This is a genomic window from Rhodococcus sp. SMB37, assembly GCF_004345605.1.
Taxonomy (GTDB): domain Bacteria; phylum Actinomycetota; class Actinomycetes; order Mycobacteriales; family Mycobacteriaceae; genus Rhodococcus.
Genome location: NZ_SLVY01000009.1, coordinates 93,252 through 110,651 on the forward strand (window position 1 = coordinate 93,252; position 17,400 = coordinate 110,651).

Consider the following 17,400-nt stretch of genomic DNA (forward strand, 5'->3'; position numbering starts at 1 on the left):
CGAACGACGGCCGCAGCGGTCTCACGGTACCCGCCGGACACGTCAGGACCCCGGCACGGTTGCGTGCCGGGGTCCTGACGGTCGAATCAGTTGAACGAGTCGCCGCAGGCGCAGGAACCGGTGGCTTGCGGGTTGTCGATCGTGAAACCCTGCTTCTCGATCGTGTCGACGAAGTCGATGGACGCACCCTCGACGTAGGGAGCGCTCATCCGATCGACAGCGAGGCTGACGCCGCCGAAGTCGACGGTGAGGTCGCCGTCGAGGGACCGATCGTCGAAGAACAACTGGTAACGGAGGCCGGCGCAACCACCGGGCTGCACTGCGATGCGCAGCGCGAGATCGTCGCGCCCCTCCTGGTCGAGAAGAGCCTTCGCCTTTGCGGAGGCAGCCTCGGTCATGATGACGCCGTGGGTGGCGGTCTCTTGCTGGACAGTCATGGGCGCTCCCTGTCGTTCGAATTCAACCCGGATGTGTCAACGGTACCGCGCGCGAATCTATTCCTCATGCATGAGTTGCTCACATTCATCACATCTCGGGTGGCTCCGCTGGGCAGTTTTCCGGTTCTCCCCAGTATCCATATAGCCTGGAAGAGTGAAGTTGCTACGCCGCGGTGGTTCCGACGACTCCGACAAGCCGGAAGTGTCCGTGCCCGAGGCTCCCTCCGGGGAGGATACGACGCACGCTGCGTCCTCCTCGAAGGTTACCGAGGGCAAAGGACGCCCGACACCCAAACGACGCGATGCCGAGGGCAAGCGTCGCGGCCCGGTGGCACCGGCTCCCCTCACGGCCAAGGAGGCACGCGCACGTCGCAAAGCAGCGCGTAAGTCCAAGTCGAAGGACGAGCGCAAGGCGGAGTCCGCACAGCGGCGCGCCGATGCGTCCGAGCGCCGCAACCGCATGCTCGCCGGCGAGGAGAAGTTCCTCCTCCCCCGCGACCGCGGTCCGGTGCGCGCCTATGTCCGCGACATCGTCGACAGTCGCCGCAACCTCGTCGGACTGTTCATGCCCCTCGCACTGGTGCTCATCATGACGATGTTCCTGGGGCCGGTCATCCAGCAGTACGTCACCCTCGCGATGTTCGTGATGATGCTGCTGATGGTCATCGAAGGTATCTATCTCGGCCGGATGGTCAACAAGAAGGTCCGAGCGCGCTTCCCGGATTCCACCGACGGTGGCTTCGGACTCGGCTGGTACGCGTTCGTGCGCGCATCGCAGATCCGGAAGTTGCGGGCACCGCTCCCCCGGGTCAAGCCCGGCGACGCGATCTGACCGGGTTCACCGGGATACATCAGTTGTGCGGTGCACCGCGCGACTGCAACACGGCAGGCAATGATTCGGCCGCGGAATCGGTGTCACTCGACGCGCGAGACCGCGGCCGTGTCGCATCGGCAGGGTGGAAGTAGTTGTAGCGCAGCGACGCTCGGGTCACCCAGCGGGGAATCCGGACGCGCACGCGACGGACGATTTCGAGGCCGCCGGCGAATACCGCCAGTACGAGCGCAACCAGGACAAGTTCCAACATGGTGTCGATTCTTCGCACCGGCACCGCTCGTCAACAGTGGCAGAAACGACATATAGCGTCGTTTTTCTGCCAGAGCCACTGTTGATAGCGTCTAGCCGGTGAAGACCCATGTGAGAGGTGACCTGTGAGCAGTGATCCCACGCCAGTTCCGGACAAGACTCCAGTGCCGGGCAAAACGGATGGGCCGGACAAGACGGCAGACCCCGCCGACCTCGACTTTCCGGTCATTGTCGCTCCGGATCGAGAGATCTATCTGCAGGCGGAGACGCGGCAGCGGGATCTCACCAAACCGGCCGGATCACTGGGGCGGCTCGAGGAGTTCGGCTGCTGGGTGTCGTCGTGCCAGGGCGAGGTCCCGCCCCACCAATTCCGACATCCACGGGTCGTGGTCTTCGCGGGTGACCACGGTGTCGCACGCACCGGAGTTTCGGCGTATCCGCCGGAGGTGACAGCGCAGATGGTCGCGAATCTCGTCGCCGGTGGCGCCGCGGTGAACGTGCTGGCCGCCAATGCCGGCGCACACGTCCGAGTCGTGGACATTGCGGTGGACAGCGACACGGCCCCCGAAGTGTCGGCCTACAAGATCCGTCGGTCGAGCGGCCGCATCGACCGCGAGGATGCGCTGACCCACGAGGAGACGATGCGCGCAATCGCCGCGGGCCGCGCAATCGCCGATCGTGAGGTGGACGAGGGCGCCGATCTGCTGATCGCCGGCGACATGGGAATCGGCAACACGACACCGGCAACCGTTCTGATCGCCACCCTGACCTCGACCGAACCGGTCGCCGCGGTGGGACGTGGCACCGGTATCGACGATGCCGGATGGATGCGCAAGGTTTCCGCCATCCGCGATGCGATGCGGCGGGCACGCCCGTTCGTGAAGAACCCGGTCGCGCTGCTGCGGACCGCCGGTGGTGCCGACCTCGCTGCAATGGCGGGATATCTCGCGCAGGCGGCGGTACGTCGTACACCTGTGGTCCTCGACGGGGTGGTCGTCACCGCGGCAGCGATGCTCGCAGAGGAACTCGCGCCCGGTGCGCGCCGCTGGTGGGTTGCGGGACACCGGTCGTCGGAACCCTCTCACAGCGTCGCCCTCCGTCACCTCCGGCTCGAACCGGTCGTAGAGTTCGATATGCGACTCGGTGAAGGATCGGGCGCCGTCACCGCGCTGCCCATTCTTCGGGGTGCTGTCTCCATCCTTGCGAACATGGCGACCTTCGCCGAAGCCGGCGTGACGACCCGTGACTCGGCCGACTCTCCCACCGAACCCGCAGACAGCTGATGCGTCGTGTGCTCGGCGGTGTCGCGTTGGCACTGTCGTGGCTGACGGTCGCCCCCGTGCGCGGTCCACGCGAAGTGGATCGAGCAGTTGCGGGTCGCGCGATCCGTGCCGCGCCCGTCGCGGGGCTGGTCCTCGGCGGTGCAGCGACGGCAGTGGCGTGGGTGGTCTCGACCGGAGGGGGCAACGCAGGGATCATCGGATTCGTCTGTGTCGGATTCCTTGCCCTCGCGACCCGTGGTATGCACATCGACGGGCTTGCGGACACTGCAGACGGTCTGGGTTGTTACGGTCCTCCCGAGCGTGCCCGTGAAGTGATGAAGTCCGGGGGCGCCGGCCCGTTCGGAGTGGCCGCGCTCATCGTCGTGCTCGCTCTGCAGGCCATGGCATTCGGTACGCTCGCCGACGCGGATTCGTGGGCGGCGATCGGGTTCGCCGTCGCGTTCGGGCGGGTGACGGTCGTGCCGGCATGCAGGCGAGGACTCCACGCCGCCGAGGGCAGCCGATTCGGTGCGCTCGTCGCCGATTCTCAGGGGCCCGTGGCGATCGGAGCGTGGAGCCTCATCGCGATGGCCGCCGCGGCTGTGTGCATGCCGGGGCCCCTGTTGCTCGGCCCGGTCGCGGTGGGCGCGGCGCTGGCGCTGTCGTGGTGGTTCGTGAGGCACTGCGCCACCCGATTCGGTGGCGTGGGCGGGGACATTCTCGGTGCGACCACCGAAGGGTGCGTGGCCCTGCTCGCCGTCGTCGCCGCGTGCGCTGTCTGACCTTCCATGGGAAGTGGGCGTGCCCGTCATCGACGGACACCCCCACTTCCCATACCTGACTCATGCTCGCAGGGTCGTCATCCAACCGTGCGTGTCGGCGAACGTTCCGCGCTGAATTCCGGTCAGCGTGTCGCGCAGCGCCATCGTGATCGGTCCGGGCTCCCCACCGGCGATGCTGAACTCACCGTCGCGGTCCTTGACGCTCCCGACCGGCGTGATCACCGCAGCCGTGCCGCACGCGAACACCTCGGTGATCTCGCCGGAGGCTGCCTTCTCGCGCCATTCGTCGGTGCTGATGCGCTGTTCCTCGACCGACAGACCCGAATCTGTCGCGAGCGTAAGCAGCGAATCGCGGGTGATACCCGGCAACAGCGAACCCGACAACGCGGGCGTCACGAGGCGTGCGTCGGGGCCCGACCCGTACACGAAGTACAGATTCATACCGCCCATCTCTTCGACGTACTTCCGCTCGAGGGCGTCGAGCCACACGACCTGGTCGCATCCCTGCTCCGCGGCATGCGCCTGCGCGACCAGCGAAGCCGCGTAGTTGCCCGCGAACTTGGCGGCACCCGTACCACCCGGTGCGGCGCGCACGTACTCACGCGAGAGCCACACGCTCACCGGCTTGACCCCGCGCGGGAAGTACGCACCGGCGGGAGAGGCGATGAGCAGGTACTTGTACTCGGCCGAGGGGCGAACCCCGAGCGCCGGCTCGGTCGCGAACATGTACGGGCGAAGGTAGAGCGATGATTCACCGCCGGCCTCGGGGACCCATTCGTGATCGACGTCGAGTAGTTCGGTGATGGACCGGGCGAACAGTTCCTCGGGCAGGTGCGGCATCGCAATGCGATCCGCCGACCGGTTGAACCGCGCAGCGTTGGCCTCGACACGGAAAGACGCGATGCTGCCGTCGCTCTGCCGGTACGCCTTGAGCCCTTCGAAAATCGACTGGCCGTAGTGCAGCACCATCGCGGCGGGGTCCAGCGAGATGGGCGCGTAGGGCTCCACCTTCGCGTCGTGCCAACCGGTGCCCTCGGTGTAGGTGATCGTCACCATGTGGTCGGTGAAGTACCGGCCGAAGCCAGGATCGGCCAGGATCTCCTGGCGCCGCTCCGCGGAAGTCGGTGAGGGATGCGGGGCGCGAGCGAATTCGAGGACACCTGTCATGAATGACAATGGTAACCAATCGTCTCCGACGCCTATTTGGTGTGGTCCGCGACGAACGGCGGAGCGACCACCTCGGCACGAAGCGAGCGGCCACGCACATCGACGCTCACCTGGTCGCCGGCCGCGAGCTCGGCGTCCGTGTCGAGCAGGGCGAGTGCGATTCCGATCTTGAGGGTCGGAGAGAAGGTACCCGAGGTGGTTTCACCCACTGCCGCACCGTCCTTCAGGACCGTCTGGCCCTGCCGCAGCACTCCGCGGTCGAGCGCCTTGATACCCCACAGGCGACGCTTCGGGCCGGCCTCCTTCTCTTCGAGCAACGCTTCCCGGCCCCAGAATTCCGGCTTCTTCCAACCGACTGCCCAGCCGGTGCGGGCCTGCAGCGGCGAGATCGCGAGTGACAGCTCGTGCCCGTGCAGCGGGTACCCCATCTCGGTACGCAGGGTGTCGCGGGCGCCGAGACCGGCGACCTGGCCCCCCGCAGCACGCACCGCGGTCACCAGCGCACGGAACAACGCCTCGGCGCCGTCCCAGGCCGGCAGGACCTCGAATCCGCGTTCGCCGGTGTAACCGCTACGGCACACGCGCACGGGTGTGCCGTTCCACTCCGCGTCCACGAACGCCATGTACGAGATGCCCGTCGGCAATCCCAGTTCCGTCAGGATGTCAGCGGACTTCGGGCCCTGCACCGCCAGAACTGCGTAGTCGCGGTGCTGATCGGTGACGGTGACACCATCCGGCGCCTTCGCGACGAGTTCCGCGACGACCGCTGCTGTGTTCGCAGCGTTCGGCACGAGGAAGAGTTCCTCGTCCGACACGTAGTAGACGATGAGGTCGTCGATGACCCCGCCGGATTCGGTGCAGCACAGGGTGTACTGCGCCTTGCCGGGACCGATCTTCGCCAGGTCGTTGGTCAGGGCCGAGTTCACGAACTCCGGGGCGCCCGGTCCCGCCACCAGCGCCTTGCCGAGATGACTGACGTCGAACAGGCCCACGTTCTCGCGGACCGCGGTGTGCTCGGCGACCGTGCCCGCGTAGGACACGGGCATCTCCCATCCGCCGAACGGCGCGAACGTCGCGCCGAGTTCGACGTGAACGGCATGGATCGGTCCCCGCTGCAATTCCTGGTCACTCATGTGACATGAGGCTAGTCGAACCGCTGCGCGACGCGGTTCTGTCCGGCCACACCCACGACATCTCCGCGCGATCACTAGCATCGTTCGGGACCACCTTCTTGTGTCACCCTCGTCTGCCTAGGAGTTGCCCAGTGAGCGCACCGACCCCGGAGTTGCCCGAACTCGTTCTCGCCGGCTCGGTATCGAAGCGAGCCGACGTACTCGTCGTCGGCCTGACATCGTCCGACGGAAGCCCCGAGGTCCTGCTCGGCGACGGCGTGATCGACGAAGACATGCTCGGGAGCATTCTCGACGCGGTGCAGGCAGTCGGAGCCACGGGTCGCGCGGAGGAGATCACCCGCGTGCCCGCGCCCGCCGGACTGCCCGTCGCGAGTGTCGTGGCGGTCGGTCTCGGCGCCGCCGACAGCATCGACGCCGAGCAGGTGCGTCGCGCAGCGGGGGCCGCCTCCCGCGCACTGGCCGGTGTCGCCACCGTGGCGACCACCCTGTCGGCCGTCGACCTCGGTGCCGCCGCGGAAGGTTTCGCCCTCGGCGCGTACACCTACACCGAGTTCCGGTCGGAGAAGTCGGCGCCGGGTGCCGACAAGAAGCCGCCGTCGCGAATCGAACTGCTCGTTGCCTCGACCCGCGATCGCGCAGCCAAGGCCGCACTCGTGCGGTCGAGCGCGATTGCGGAAGCGGTCGCAACCGCCCGCGAGTTCGTCAACACCCCGCCCAGCCACCTGTACCCGGCGTCCTTCGCCGAGCGTGCGAAGGCTCTGGGTGAGGCGGCGGGACTGAAGGTCGAGGTGCTCGACGAGAAGGCACTGGAGAAGCGGGGTTTCGGCGGCATCGTGGGGGTCGGCAAGGGGTCGTCGCGGCCGCCGCGGCTCATGCGCCTGTCGTACGCCTCGAAGAAGCGCAAGGCCCCGAAAGTCGCGCTCGTGGGCAAGGGTGTCACCTTCGACACAGGCGGCATCTCGATCAAGCCGGCCGCCGGTATGGAGGCGATGACCTCCGACATGGCGGGTGCCGCAGCCGTCGTCGCGACCGTGGTGCTCGCCGCGAAGCTGGGGGTCGCCGCCGACGTCACTGCCACGGTGCCGATGGCCGAGAACATGCCGTCGTCGACAGCGCAGCGTCCCGGCGATGTCCTGACCCAGTACGGCGGCACCACCGTCGAGGTGATCAACACCGACGCCGAAGGCAGGCTGATCCTCGCCGACGCCATCGTGCGCGCGTGCGAGGACGAGCCCGATTACCTGATCGACACCGCGACGCTGACCGGTGCGCAGATGGTGGCGCTCGGCACTCGCACGCCCGGCGTGATGGGTACCGAGGAGTTCCGCGACCGGGTCGCGGCGCTGTCGCAGGAGGTCGGTGAGAACGGCTGGGCGATGCCGCTGCCGAAGTACATGAGCTCGGATCTCGAGTCGCGGGTCGCCGACCTCGCGAATGTCAGCCCGAACCGCTGGGGCGGCATGCTGACCGCGGGGCTGTTCCTGAAGGAGTTCGTCTCCGATGGCGTCCAGTGGGTCCACATCGACGTCGCCGGCCCGGCTTTCAACACCGGTGGCCCGTTCGGCTACGTCGGTAAGGGCGGCACCGGTGTGCCGGTGCGCACGATGCTCGCGGCCATCGAGGACATCGCAGATCACGGATGACGACAGTCGCCCGCTGCTGCCGTGAGTCCGGCGCGGCCGTCCCCCTGAGGCGGGTGGGACGGCCGCGTGGGGCCGGACACACCACGAAAGCGGTGTGAGCAGATCCGCCCCTCGTCGAACATCCGATGGCGACGAGTGCAAGGATGGTTCCGGGCATGCCTCCTCCGGTATCGGCCCGCGAGAACACCTGAACCAACCGCACGAGTCCCCGGCCTCGAGCACAATGGGAGCGCGACCACACAATGGTCGACACCCACGAGTCGGTACAACTCAACACACCCGAACACAACCGTCGAGGAGTCAACAGACATGGCCTTCTCCGTCCAGATGCCAGCGCTTGGTGAGAGCGTCACCGAGGGAACTGTCACGCGATGGCTCAAGCAGGAAGGAGACACGGTCGAAGTCGATGAGCCGCTGCTCGAAGTCTCCACGGACAAGGTCGACACCGAGATCCCGTCTCCCGCCGCCGGCGTGCTGATCAAGATCGTCGCTCAGGAAGACGACACCGTCGAGATCGGCGGCGAGCTCGCACAGATCGGCGACGAAGGCGAATCCGCAGGTAGCGCACCCGCCCCTGCCGCCGAAGCATCTGCTCCTGCAGCCGAGGCACCTGCGCCCGCAGCCGAGACCGCACCGGCTCCCGCCGCACCCGCGCAGTCGAGCGGCAACGGTGCGGGCACCCCCGTCACCATGCCTGCGCTCGGCGAATCCGTCACCGAAGGCACCGTCACCCGCTGGCTCAAGGCCATCGGCGACGAGGTCGCCGTCGACGAACCCCTCCTCGAGGTTTCCACCGACAAGGTCGACACCGAGATCCCGTCCCCCGTCGCCGGGATCCTCACCGAGATCTCCGCGCAGGAAGACGACACCGTCGAGGTCGGCGGCCAACTCGCCGTCATCGGCTCCGACGCCCCCGCACAGCAGCCCTCGGCAGCACCCGAACCGACCCCGGCCCCCGCCGCCCCGGCAGAGGAATCCGCGCAGGCACCCGTGGCCACCGCGCAGGCACCGGCCCCCGCCGCCCCCGCGCAGTCGAGCGGCAACGGTGCGGGCACCCCCGTCACCATGCCTGCGCTCGGCGAATCCGTCACCGAAGGCACCGTCACCCGCTGGCTCAAGGCCATCGGCGACGAGGTCGCCGTCGACGAACCCCTCCTCGAGGTTTCCACCGACAAGGTCGACACCGAGATCCCGTCCCCCGTCGCCGGGATCCTCACCGAGATCTCCGCGCAGGAAGACGACACCGTCGAGGTCGGCGGCCAACTCGCCGTCATCGGCTCCGAGGCTCCTGCCGAGGCCCCCGCCGCCGCTCCTGCACCGGCCGCACCCGCACCGGCAGCAGCACCCGCACCGGCTGCTCCTGCTGCACCCGCGGCAGCGCCGGCACCTGCTGCACCGGCTCCCGCCGCAGCAGCACCGTCGGGCGATGCGACACCGTACGTCACGCCGCTCGTGCGCAAGCTCGCTTCGCAGCACAATGTCGACCTGTCCACTGTCAAGGGCACCGGCGTCGGCGGGCGTATCCGCAAACAGGACGTACTCGCAGCCGCGGAGGCGAAGACGGCTCCTTCTGCCACAACACCCGCCGCAGCAGCACCTGCGACGGCGTCCGGAGTTGCTCCGGGTGTGCGCCCTGAGCTGGCGAATCTGCGGGGAACCACGCAGAAGGCCAACCGCATCCGCCAGATCACCGCGACGAAGACCCGTGAGTCGCTGCAGAACACTGCGCAGCTCACGCAGACCTTCGAGGTGGACGTCACCAAGATCGCACAGTTGCGCGCCCAGGCGAAGAAGTCCTTCGCCGAGCGTGAGGGCGTCAACCTGACGTACCTGCCGTTCTTCGCGAAGGCCGTTGTCGAGGCACTCAAGGTGCACCCGAACATCAACGCGTCGTACGACGAGGCCAACAAGCAGATCACGTACCACGCGGCCGAGCACCTCGGTATCGCCGTGGACACCGAGCAGGGCCTGCTCTCCCCGGTGATCCACAACGCCGGCGACCTGTCGCTGGGCGGTCTCGCACGTGCAATCGCAGATATCGCCGAGCGCTCGCGCAACGGTGGCCTCAAGCCCGACGAACTCTCCGGTGGCACCTTCACCATCACGAATATCGGGAGCCAGGGTGCCCTGTTCGACACCCCGATCCTGGTTCCACCGCAGGCCGGCATGCTCGGGACGGGTGCGATCGTCAAGCGCCCGGTCGTCGTCCAGGACGAGACCGGCAACGAATCGATCGGTGTGCGGTCGATGTGCTACCTGCCGCTCACCTACGATCACCGACTCGTCGACGGTGCCGACGCCGGACGGTTCCTCAAGACGATCAAGCATCGTCTCGAGGAGGGCGCGTTCGAGGCCGATCTCGGTCTGTGAAGCGTGTAGCAGAGCTGTAGCTACAAAACCGGGGTGACCGGAGGCGGGGGTGTCGTCGATTCGACATCACCCCCGCCTCCCTCACGGCGCTGGAGCGTAATGTCGACACCTATGAGTAATGCCACGTCCTCCGCACGGCTCGACTCCGCACCGGTCGTTGTAGCTCAGTTGGGCCTGATCGGTTACCTCGAAGCCTGGGAACGTCAGCGCGAGCTCGCTGCCGAGCGTGCCGACGGCATCGGCGCGGACACTCTGCTCCTTCTCGAGCACCCACCCGTGTACACCGCAGGTCGGCGAACCGAAGATTCCGACCGCCCGTCCGACGGCACTCCGGTCATCGATGTCGATCGCGGCGGAAAAATCACGTGGCACGGTCCCGGTCAGCTCGTCGGCTATCCGATCGTCCGGCTCGCCGAGCCGATCGACGTCGTCGACTACGTCCGGCGGATCGAGCAGGCACTGATTACCGTGTGCACCGACATGGGACTGGTGTGCGGACGCGTCGAAGGCCGCTCCGGGGTGTGGCTGCCCGCGGAACTGCGCGACGGGTGGTGGCTCGCCGAGCGGAAGATCGCCGCGATCGGTATACGGGTGCAGCGCGGTGTCGCGATGCACGGGTTCGCCCTCAATTGCGACTCCGCACTCGACGCGTTCGACTCGATCGTCCCGTGCGGTATCCGCGACGCGGGAGTTGCCTCTCTCACGGGCGAACTCGGTCGCGATGTGACGGTGCACGAGGTCGTTCCGGCGGTGACCGACGCGGTCGTCGCCGCCCTCGACGGCCGACTTCCGGTCACCGAGTGCAACATCGATCGGGTCACGTTCGAGCAGGCTGTGTCAGCTGCTGCACCTGATCCGACCACACCGGAGTTCACTACTCACCGGTTCTGACATGTCCACACCCGGAAGAAGTTTCACCCGATGCTCGGGCGTACCATCGATGGCGTGACTGTCGCCCCAGAAGGACGCAAGCTGCTGCGGATCGAGACCCGGAACGCGCAGACGCCTATCGAACGTAAGCCCAATTGGATCAAGACCCGCGCCAAAATGGGTCCGGAGTACACCGACCTGAAAGGCCTCGTGCGGCGTGAAGGCCTGCACACGGTCTGCGAGGAGGCCGGGTGCCCCAACATCTACGAATGCTGGGAAGACCGCGAGGCCACCTTCCTGATCGGTGGTGAGCAGTGCACCCGCCGCTGCGACTTCTGCCAGATCGACACCGGCAAGCCCGCCGCGCTCGACCGCGACGAGCCCCGCCGCGTCGCCGAATCGGTGCAGTCGATGGGATTGCGCTACTCGACGATCACCGGTGTCGCCCGCGACGATCTCCCGGATGGCGGTGCCTGGCTGTACGCGGAGACGGTTCGCAAGATCCACGAGCTCAATCCCGGGACCGGCGTCGAGAACCTGATTCCGGATTTCAACGGCAAGCCGGAACTGCTGCAGGAAGTCTTCGAGTCGCGGCCGGAGGTTCTCGCGCACAACGTCGAGACCGTCCCGCGCATCTTCAAGAGGATCCGTCCCGCGTTCCGATACCAGCGGTCCCTCGACGTGATCACCGCTGCCCGCGAGTTCGGGCTCGTCACCAAGTCCAACCTGATTCTGGGTATGGGCGAGACTCCCGAAGAGGTCATCGAAGCGCTACACGACCTGCACGACGCCGGCTGCGACATCATCACGATCACGCAGTACCTGCGCCCGTCACCGCGGCATCATCCCGTCGAGCGGTGGGTCAAGCCCGAGGAGTTCGTCGCCCACTCCGAGATGGCCGAGAAGATCGGCTTCGCCGGTGTGATGGCGGGTCCGCTCGTGCGTTCGTCGTACCGCGCCGGACGCCTGTACGCGCAGGCGATGGCTCACCACGGTCGAGAGCTGCCCGCCGGTCAGGCGCATCTCGCGCAGGAGGGCTCCGCGAGCCAGGAAGCCAGCTCGGTTCTCGCCCGCTTCGGAAGCTAGAAACGGGAAGGGTACCGCGGTGGCAGGCAGCCCATCGCAGGGAAAGTATCCTGGTACTCATGGCGAAGGGCAGCAAGACCGACAAGGAAGCGAAGGCCGTGGCGAAAGCCGCGCGCAGGCAGGCATCGAAGGAGCGCCGCACACAGCTGTGGCAGGCCTTCCAGATTCAGCGCAAGGAAGACAAGGCGCTCCTGCCGTGGATGATCGGTGTGCTCGTCGCTTCGATCGTCGTGTTCTTCGTGATCGGGCTGATCTTCAGCATCCAGTGGTTCCTGCTGCCGATCGGCATCCTCGTCGGTGTCCTCGCAGCATTTATCATCTTCGGCCGTCGCGTTCAGAAGACCGTCTACAAGAAGGCCGACGGTCAGGCAGGCGCGGCAGCGTGGGCGCTCGACAACCTTCAGGGCGCCTGGCGTGTCTCACAGGCCGTCGCCGGTACCACCCAACTCGACGCACTGCATCGAGTGATCGGTCGGCCGGGGGTCATCCTCGTCGGCGAAGGCAACCCGGGTCGGATCAAGCCCTTGATGGCGCAGGAGAAGAAGCGCGTTGCACGCCTCATCGGCGACACACCCATCTACGAGTTCACCGTCGGCAACGAGGAAGGCCAGATTCCCCTGGCACAGCTGCAGAAGCAGCTGAACAAGCTTCCTCGCAACATCGACACCAAGCGGATGGATGCGATCGAAGGCCGGCTGTCCGCGCTGAGCACCAAGAAGAGCGGCCCCGCAATGCCGAAGGGTCCGCTGCCGGCGGGCGCGAAGATGCGGAGCGTGCAGCGCACCATGCGTCGCCGCTGAACCACAGTGCCGAATGGCCGAGAGCCGTCGTCCCGATCGGGACGACGGCTCTCGGCCATTACAGGAAGGTGTCAGCGCGAACGCACGAGTGCGGTGCCGGTCGCGCGGTCTTGCAGGCCCCTGCCGTCGATGTCGGTGACCAGAGCCGGAGCAATGAAGACGAGCAGGATCTGCCGTGCAAGGGCACGGATCAGTCCGACACGAGCGGGTGCATCCACGCGCACCACCTGGATCCCGGCGATGAACTGCCCTGGCGTGAACGAGAACAACGTCACTGTGACGATGCCTACACCGCACCAGATGAGCAGCGTGTATGCCGACAACAACGGGCTCTCGAGCGGGTTGTCACCCACCAGTACCATCGCAATCGCCATCGATGAGAACCAGTCGATGACCAGCGCGAGGACCCGCTTCGCCGACGAGACGAGCGCACCCGGGCCGTGTTCCGGGAGTCCGAGCCACTCCCCGGGGTACTTCTGTTCCCCGCCCTGCCCCTGAGGAAGAGCCGCCGAGGGGCCCGATAGCCAACTACCCGTCATCCGCGCCATGGGTCCAGGATAGTCTGGTACCTGCGGACCAGGGCAGACCCGTGCACCCGTCGGTGACCTCTACCACGTTCTTCGGGCCTCACACCAGGGCAACCTGAGGTGTAACACCGGCGAAACATAGGTTTGACGACCGGGCAACACCGGGTCAATACGGTCTGATCCGACGCAGGCGCCCAGCACCAAATGGCGCGCACCGACTGAAGGAGCACAAGCGTGGCGTTCACCACGGCCGAAGAGGTCATCAAGTTCATCGCGGACGAAAATGTCGAATACGTCGACGTCCGCTTCACGGACCTGCCCGGCATCGAACAGCACTTCTCCATCCCCGCGAAGGCATTCAACCAGGATGTCTTCGAAGACGGCTTGGCATTCGACGGATCATCCGTCCGCGGATTCCAGTCGATCCACGAGTCCGACATGCTGCTCCTTCCCGACGTGACCACCGCACGCCTGGACCCCTTCCGCGCAGCCAAGACGCTGAATGTCAGCTTCTTCGTCCACGACCCGTTCACTCGTGAGTCCTACAGCCGCGACCCGCGCAACGTCGCCCGCAAGGCGGAGGAATACCTCGCCAGCACCGGCATCGCCGATACCGCGTTCTTCGGCGCCGAGGCAGAGTTCTACATTTTCGACTCGGTCCGCTACGACTCCGCCATCAACGGTGCGTTCTACGAGGTCGACTCCATCTCGGGCTCGTGGAACACCGGTGCCGAGTACAACGCCGATGGCTCCGCCAATCGCGGCTACAAGGTCCGCCCGAAGGGTGGCTACTTCCCCGTCGCGCCGTACGACCACTACGTCGACCTCCGCGACGCGATCTCCACCAACCTGTCGAATGCGGGCTTCGAGCTCGAACGCGGCCACCACGAGGTCGGCACCGGCGGCCAGGCCGAGATCAACTACAAGTTCAACACGCTGCTCTCTGCGGCCGATGACCTGCAGCTGTTCAAGTACATCGTCAAGAACACGGCGTGGCAGCACGGCAAGACCGCAACCTTCATGCCGAAGCCGCTCTTCGGCGACAACGGCTCGGGCATGCACGTCCACCAGTCGCTGTGGAAGGACGGGAAGCCGCTGTTCCACGATGAGGCCGGCTACGCAGGCCTGTCGGATCTCGCTCGCTGGTACATCGGCGGCATCCTGCATCACGCGCCGTCGCTGCTCGCGTTCACCAACCCGACGATCAACTCGTACCACCGCCTTGTTCCGGGCTACGAGGCTCCGATCAACCTGGTGTACAGCCAGCGCAACCGTTCGGCTGCGGTCCGTATCCCGATCACGGGCAACAACCCGAAGGCCAAGCGCCTCGAGTTCCGCGCGCCGGACTCCTCGGGCAACCCTTACCTGAACTTCGCAGCTCAGATGATGGCCGGCCTCGACGGCATCAAGAACAAGATCGAGCCGCTCGCACCGGTCGACAAGGACCTCTACGAGCTTCCGCCGGAGGAAGCCAAGAACATCCCGCAGGCTCCTACGTCGCTCCCCGCGGTCATCGACCGTCTCGAAGCCGACCACGAGTACCTCACCGAGGGTGGCGTGTTCACCACCGACCTGATCGAGACCTGGATCTCGCTCAAGCGTGAGCAGGAGATCGCTCCGGTCAACCTGCGCCCGCACCCCTACGAATTCCAGCTCTACTTCGACTGCTGAGTCGTTCACAGTCGAACGCAGACCGGATGGATCTGCGCGCTGAAATGAGAGTCACCCACGGAACGCCGTGGGTGACTCTCATTTTCATGTGCGTGGAGGTCCCGGCTCTTCTCGGATTCGCCGCACCACCGCCACCACAACGTGTCAGGTTGCGACAGGGCGTCCAGTGCGGACAGGTTCGGCACCGGGCGCGAGCCGCACGATGATCCTCTTGGACGTCGGCGTATTGCACACATCTGCAACGGAATCCCGGTGCATCAGCTCGTTACCCTCAGGAAAGTACAGCGCCGCGCACCCACGCGCAGTGGGATACGACACGACCCGGTAGCCGCGGAGCACCCGATCCGGCAGGCCCGGCCATTCGCTGAAGATGTCGACGGTCTGGCCGTCGTGGAGATCCAACTCGGTGAGGTCATCCGGGCTGACGAAGATGACGAAACGACCGTTCTCGATGCCCCGATACCGGTCGTTCAGGCTGTAGATGGTCGTGTTGTGCTGGTCGTGCGCACGCATGGTCTGAAGGATCAGTCGCCCTTCCGGCACCTCCAGGTATTCCGCGTCGTGGAGCGTGAACTGTGCTCGTCCGGTGGGAGTGGGGAACGTGCGGCTGTCACGAGGTCCATGCGGCAGGACGAAGCTCCGTTCCTTGCGGATCCTGTGGTTGAAGTCTTCGAATCCCGGTATCACCCGGGCGATCGAATCCCGGATCCGGTCGTAGTCGGATTCGAAGCTCCGCCAGTCGATGGCAGGCTCGCGGTCTGCGAGTACTCGCTCGGCGAGCCTGCAGACGACCGAGACATCGGACAGTAATCCCTCCGCCACCGGTTCGAGTTCCCCGTGACTGGCATTGATTCGGCATACGGTGTCCTCGGCAGTGACGAACTGCAGTTCTCCGCCTCGGATGTCTTTCTCTGTTCGGCCGAGTACGGGCAGGATCAGTGACTCCCGCCCTGTGACGACGTGTGAGCGATTGAGTTTGGTGGCTACCTGAACAGTCAAGTCCGCCTTGGCAATACCATGTTCGGCGCGCTTCGAGTCGGAGATGGCGGCGACGATGTTCCCGGCCATCGACACCATCACCTTGATATCACCGCGTTCGACCGCGTTCATACTGTTGACTGTGTCGAGGCCATGCTCTCGTGGCGGTTCGAATCGGAACTCGGCTGCAAGTGCATCGAGGAACTCATCCGGCATCTGCTCCCAGATCCCCATGGTGCGGTCGCCTTGGACGTTGCTGTGGCCGCGGATCGGTGAGGCGCCTGCACCCGGTTTGCCGATATTGCCGCGCAACAACAGCAAGTTCATGATCTCGGCGATCGTGGCAACGCCGTTCTTGTGTTGTGTGATTCCGAGGCACCACGTGATGATCGTGGCGTTCGACTCGATATACCGCTTCGCCAACGACGAGATCTGTTCCGAGGTCAGGCCGGTGGCATCGAGTGCTTCCTGATCGTCGAGCGAGAGAATGTGGTCGCGATAGGACTCGAATCCTGTGCAGTGGGTGTCGAGGAATTCATGGTCGAGTACGGTTCCGGGGGTGTTCTGCTCTGCGCGCAGAACACGCTTCGCGACAGCCTGGATCAGGTGCATGTCGCCGCCGCTGCGGATCTGGAGGAATTCGTCGGCAAGGACGGTGCCGTGTCCGATCACTCCGCTGGGACGCTGCGGATTCTTGTATCGCATCAACGACGCTTCAGGGAGTGGATTGACCGCGACCATGGCTCCGCCGTTGACCTTGGTGTCTTCGAGGGCGTTGAGCATCCGGGGATGGTTGGTGCCCGGGTTCTGGCCCATGACGATCACCAGATCGGCCTTACCGAAGTCGTCGTAGCCGATCGTCGACTTGCCGATCCCGATGGCCGGTGTCATGCCGGCGCCGGTGGCCTCATGACACATGTTCGAACAGTCCGGCAGATTGTTCGTGCCGAACGCGCGCGCGAACAGCTGATAGAGATAGGCAGGCTCGTTCATGATCCGGCCGCTGGTGTAGAAAACCGCCTGGTCCGGCGACTCCAGCGACAGCAAATGGCGGGCGGCGATGTCGAATGCGTCGTCCCACGTGACGGGAACGTAGTGATCCGAATCGCCCGCCTTGTACATGGGCTCGACGATCCTGCCTTGAAGTCCGAGCCAGTACTCGGACTTGTCACGCAAGCTCGTCAGCGAGTGCTCGGCCCAGAATTCCCGGGGAATCGTCAGTGGGGTCGACTCCCACACGATGGACTTGATGCCGTTCTCGCAGAACTCGAGGGGCTTGCTGTGATCAGGATTCGCCCATGCACAGCTAGGACAGTCGAAACCTCGTTTGTGGTTGATCGTGAGTGCCACACGAGCGGTACGAGCTGTGCCCATTTCCTTCTCGGACGGGATCATGGCGTGCTCGATAGCGGGCAGCCCGACCGCCCAGGTGGCAGGTTCGCCGACCTTGATATTCGCGTCGGTGAAATCCTCACGGGGAGCTGAATTGTGCATCGATCTGCCTCGCTGACAACTCGAAGAAGTGAAATTTCGAATTCTGGAGATATCCTCGCAAACTTTGTGTGGGGGCGCCGGATAAGGGAGGTAATA

General features: G+C 65.7%; 15 protein-coding genes. 9 read left to right on the plus strand and 6 right to left on the minus strand.

Features of this window, described 5'->3' with window-relative positions; translation table 11 throughout:
- Positions 1 to 86: 86 nt before the first annotated feature.
- On the minus strand, positions 87 to 437 hold the full coding sequence (locus EV641_RS15890; protein WP_054716384.1) for an iron-sulfur cluster assembly accessory protein: 351 nt from the start codon (positions 435 to 437) through the stop codon (positions 87 to 89).
- A 154-nt stretch (positions 438 to 591) separates the two neighbouring features.
- Between EV641_RS15890 and EV641_RS15895 the strand changes: the two genes are divergently transcribed.
- Positions 592 to 1,269, plus strand: coding sequence for a DUF3043 domain-containing protein (locus EV641_RS15895; RefSeq protein ID WP_132472953.1), 678 nt, complete (start codon positions 592 to 594; stop codon positions 1,267 to 1,269).
- A gap of 19 nt (positions 1,270 to 1,288) precedes the next feature.
- Here the strand turns inward: EV641_RS15895 and EV641_RS15900 are convergent, their stop codons facing one another.
- Entirely contained in the window at positions 1,289 to 1,522 is a 234-nt protein-coding gene (locus EV641_RS15900; RefSeq protein WP_132472955.1) for a hypothetical protein, read from the minus strand.
- Between the two features lie 226 nt (positions 1,523 to 1,748).
- On the opposite strand from EV641_RS15900, the gene cobT reads away from it, so the two are divergent.
- Together cobT and EV641_RS15910 are read left to right on the plus strand one after the other, a co-directional pair.
- A complete protein-coding gene (cobT, locus tag EV641_RS15905) occupies positions 1,749 to 2,804 on the plus strand; it encodes a nicotinate-nucleotide--dimethylbenzimidazole phosphoribosyltransferase (protein WP_054716396.1) in 1,056 nt (351 codons plus the stop codon).
- Complete coding sequence (locus EV641_RS15910) at positions 2,804 to 3,565, plus strand: adenosylcobinamide-GDP ribazoletransferase (RefSeq protein ID WP_132472957.1); 762 nt, start codon at positions 2,804 to 2,806, stop codon at positions 3,563 to 3,565. The genes cobT and EV641_RS15910 overlap by 1 nt, the downstream gene beginning before the upstream one ends.
- 60 nt (positions 3,566 to 3,625) lie before the next feature.
- On the opposite strand, the gene EV641_RS15915 is transcribed toward EV641_RS15910, so the two are convergent.
- Both EV641_RS15915 and gcvT read right to left on the minus strand, forming a co-directional pair.
- Positions 3,626 to 4,732 carry a branched-chain amino acid aminotransferase gene (locus EV641_RS15915; RefSeq protein WP_054720577.1) on the minus strand — a complete coding sequence of 369 codons (1,107 nt, stop codon included), beginning with the start codon at positions 4,730 to 4,732 and terminating at the stop codon, positions 3,626 to 3,628.
- 32 nt (positions 4,733 to 4,764) lie between these two features.
- On the minus strand, positions 4,765 to 5,865 hold the full coding sequence (gene gcvT, locus EV641_RS15920) for a glycine cleavage system aminomethyltransferase GcvT (RefSeq protein ID WP_132472959.1): 1,101 nt from the start codon (positions 5,863 to 5,865) through the stop codon (positions 4,765 to 4,767).
- A gap of 131 nt (positions 5,866 to 5,996) precedes the next feature.
- On the opposite strand from gcvT, the gene EV641_RS15925 reads away from it, so the two are divergent.
- The 5 genes from EV641_RS15925 (at position 5,997) to EV641_RS15945 (ending at position 12,634) form a co-directional block, all read left to right on the plus strand.
- The gene (locus EV641_RS15925) at positions 5,997 to 7,508 is read left to right on the plus strand and encodes a leucyl aminopeptidase (RefSeq protein WP_132472961.1); all 1,512 of its coding nucleotides are present in this window, start codon (positions 5,997 to 5,999) and stop codon (positions 7,506 to 7,508) included.
- Between the two features lie 309 nt (positions 7,509 to 7,817).
- Complete coding sequence (gene sucB, locus EV641_RS15930; protein ID WP_132472963.1) at positions 7,818 to 9,878, plus strand: 2-oxoglutarate dehydrogenase, E2 component, dihydrolipoamide succinyltransferase; 2,061 nt, start codon at positions 7,818 to 7,820, stop codon at positions 9,876 to 9,878.
- A gap of 111 nt (positions 9,879 to 9,989) precedes the next feature.
- Complete coding sequence (lipB, locus tag EV641_RS15935) at positions 9,990 to 10,769, plus strand: lipoyl(octanoyl) transferase LipB (protein ID WP_054715801.1); 780 nt, start codon at positions 9,990 to 9,992, stop codon at positions 10,767 to 10,769.
- 54 nt (positions 10,770 to 10,823) lie between these two features.
- Positions 10,824 to 11,834, plus strand: coding sequence for a lipoyl synthase (lipA, locus tag EV641_RS15940; RefSeq protein WP_054715798.1), 1,011 nt, complete (start codon positions 10,824 to 10,826; stop codon positions 11,832 to 11,834).
- Between the two features lie 59 nt (positions 11,835 to 11,893).
- Positions 11,894 to 12,634: a DUF4191 domain-containing protein gene (locus EV641_RS15945; RefSeq protein ID WP_054715795.1), complete on the plus strand. Its 741-nt coding sequence runs from the start codon at positions 11,894 to 11,896 to the stop codon at positions 12,632 to 12,634.
- Positions 12,635 to 12,705: 71 nt separating this feature from the next.
- On the opposite strand, the gene EV641_RS15950 is transcribed toward EV641_RS15945, so the two are convergent.
- Positions 12,706 to 13,182 carry an RDD family protein gene (locus EV641_RS15950; protein ID WP_054715792.1) on the minus strand — a complete coding sequence of 159 codons (477 nt, stop codon included), beginning with the start codon at positions 13,180 to 13,182 and terminating at the stop codon, positions 12,706 to 12,708.
- Positions 13,183 to 13,395: 213 nt separating this feature from the next.
- Between EV641_RS15950 and glnA the strand changes: the two genes are divergently transcribed.
- Complete coding sequence (gene glnA, locus EV641_RS15955; RefSeq protein WP_054715788.1) at positions 13,396 to 14,832, plus strand: type I glutamate--ammonia ligase; 1,437 nt, start codon at positions 13,396 to 13,398, stop codon at positions 14,830 to 14,832.
- Positions 14,833 to 14,976: 144 nt separating this feature from the next.
- Here glnA and EV641_RS15960 read toward each other — a convergent pair whose 3' ends face one another.
- Positions 14,977 to 17,304 (minus strand): FdhF/YdeP family oxidoreductase, encoded by a 2,328-nt coding sequence (locus EV641_RS15960; protein WP_054715784.1) that lies wholly within the window; start codon positions 17,302 to 17,304, stop codon positions 14,977 to 14,979.
- Positions 17,305 to 17,400: the final 96 nt, after the last annotated feature.

What these genes read in the sequence shown, in the direction of transcription:
- EV641_RS15890 (WP_054716384.1), bottom strand. Translation starts at nt 437, where the DNA reads ATGACTGTCCAGCAAGAGACCGCCACCCACGGCGTCATCATGACCGAG.
- EV641_RS15900 (WP_132472955.1), bottom strand. Translation starts at nt 1,522, where the DNA reads ATGTTGGAACTTGTCCTGGTTGCGCTCGTACTGGCGGTATTCGCCGGC.
- EV641_RS15910 (WP_132472957.1), top strand. Translation starts at nt 2,804, where the DNA reads ATGCGTCGTGTGCTCGGCGGTGTCGCGTTGGCACTGTCGTGGCTGACG.
- EV641_RS15915 (WP_054720577.1), bottom strand. Translation starts at nt 4,732, where the DNA reads ATGACAGGTGTCCTCGAATTCGCTCGCGCCCCGCATCCCTCACCGACT.
- gcvT (WP_132472959.1), bottom strand. Translation starts at nt 5,865, where the DNA reads ATGAGTGACCAGGAATTGCAGCGGGGACCGATCCATGCCGTTCACGTC.
- sucB (WP_132472963.1), top strand. Translation starts at nt 7,818, where the DNA reads ATGGCCTTCTCCGTCCAGATGCCAGCGCTTGGTGAGAGCGTCACCGAG.
- lipB (WP_054715801.1), top strand. Translation starts at nt 9,990, where the DNA reads ATGAGTAATGCCACGTCCTCCGCACGGCTCGACTCCGCACCGGTCGTT.
- EV641_RS15945 (WP_054715795.1), top strand. Translation starts at nt 11,894, where the DNA reads ATGGCGAAGGGCAGCAAGACCGACAAGGAAGCGAAGGCCGTGGCGAAA.
- EV641_RS15950 (WP_054715792.1), bottom strand. Translation starts at nt 13,182, where the DNA reads ATGGCGCGGATGACGGGTAGTTGGCTATCGGGCCCCTCGGCGGCTCTT.
- EV641_RS15960 (WP_054715784.1), bottom strand. Translation starts at nt 17,304, where the DNA reads ATGCACAATTCAGCTCCCCGTGAGGATTTCACCGACGCGAATATCAAG.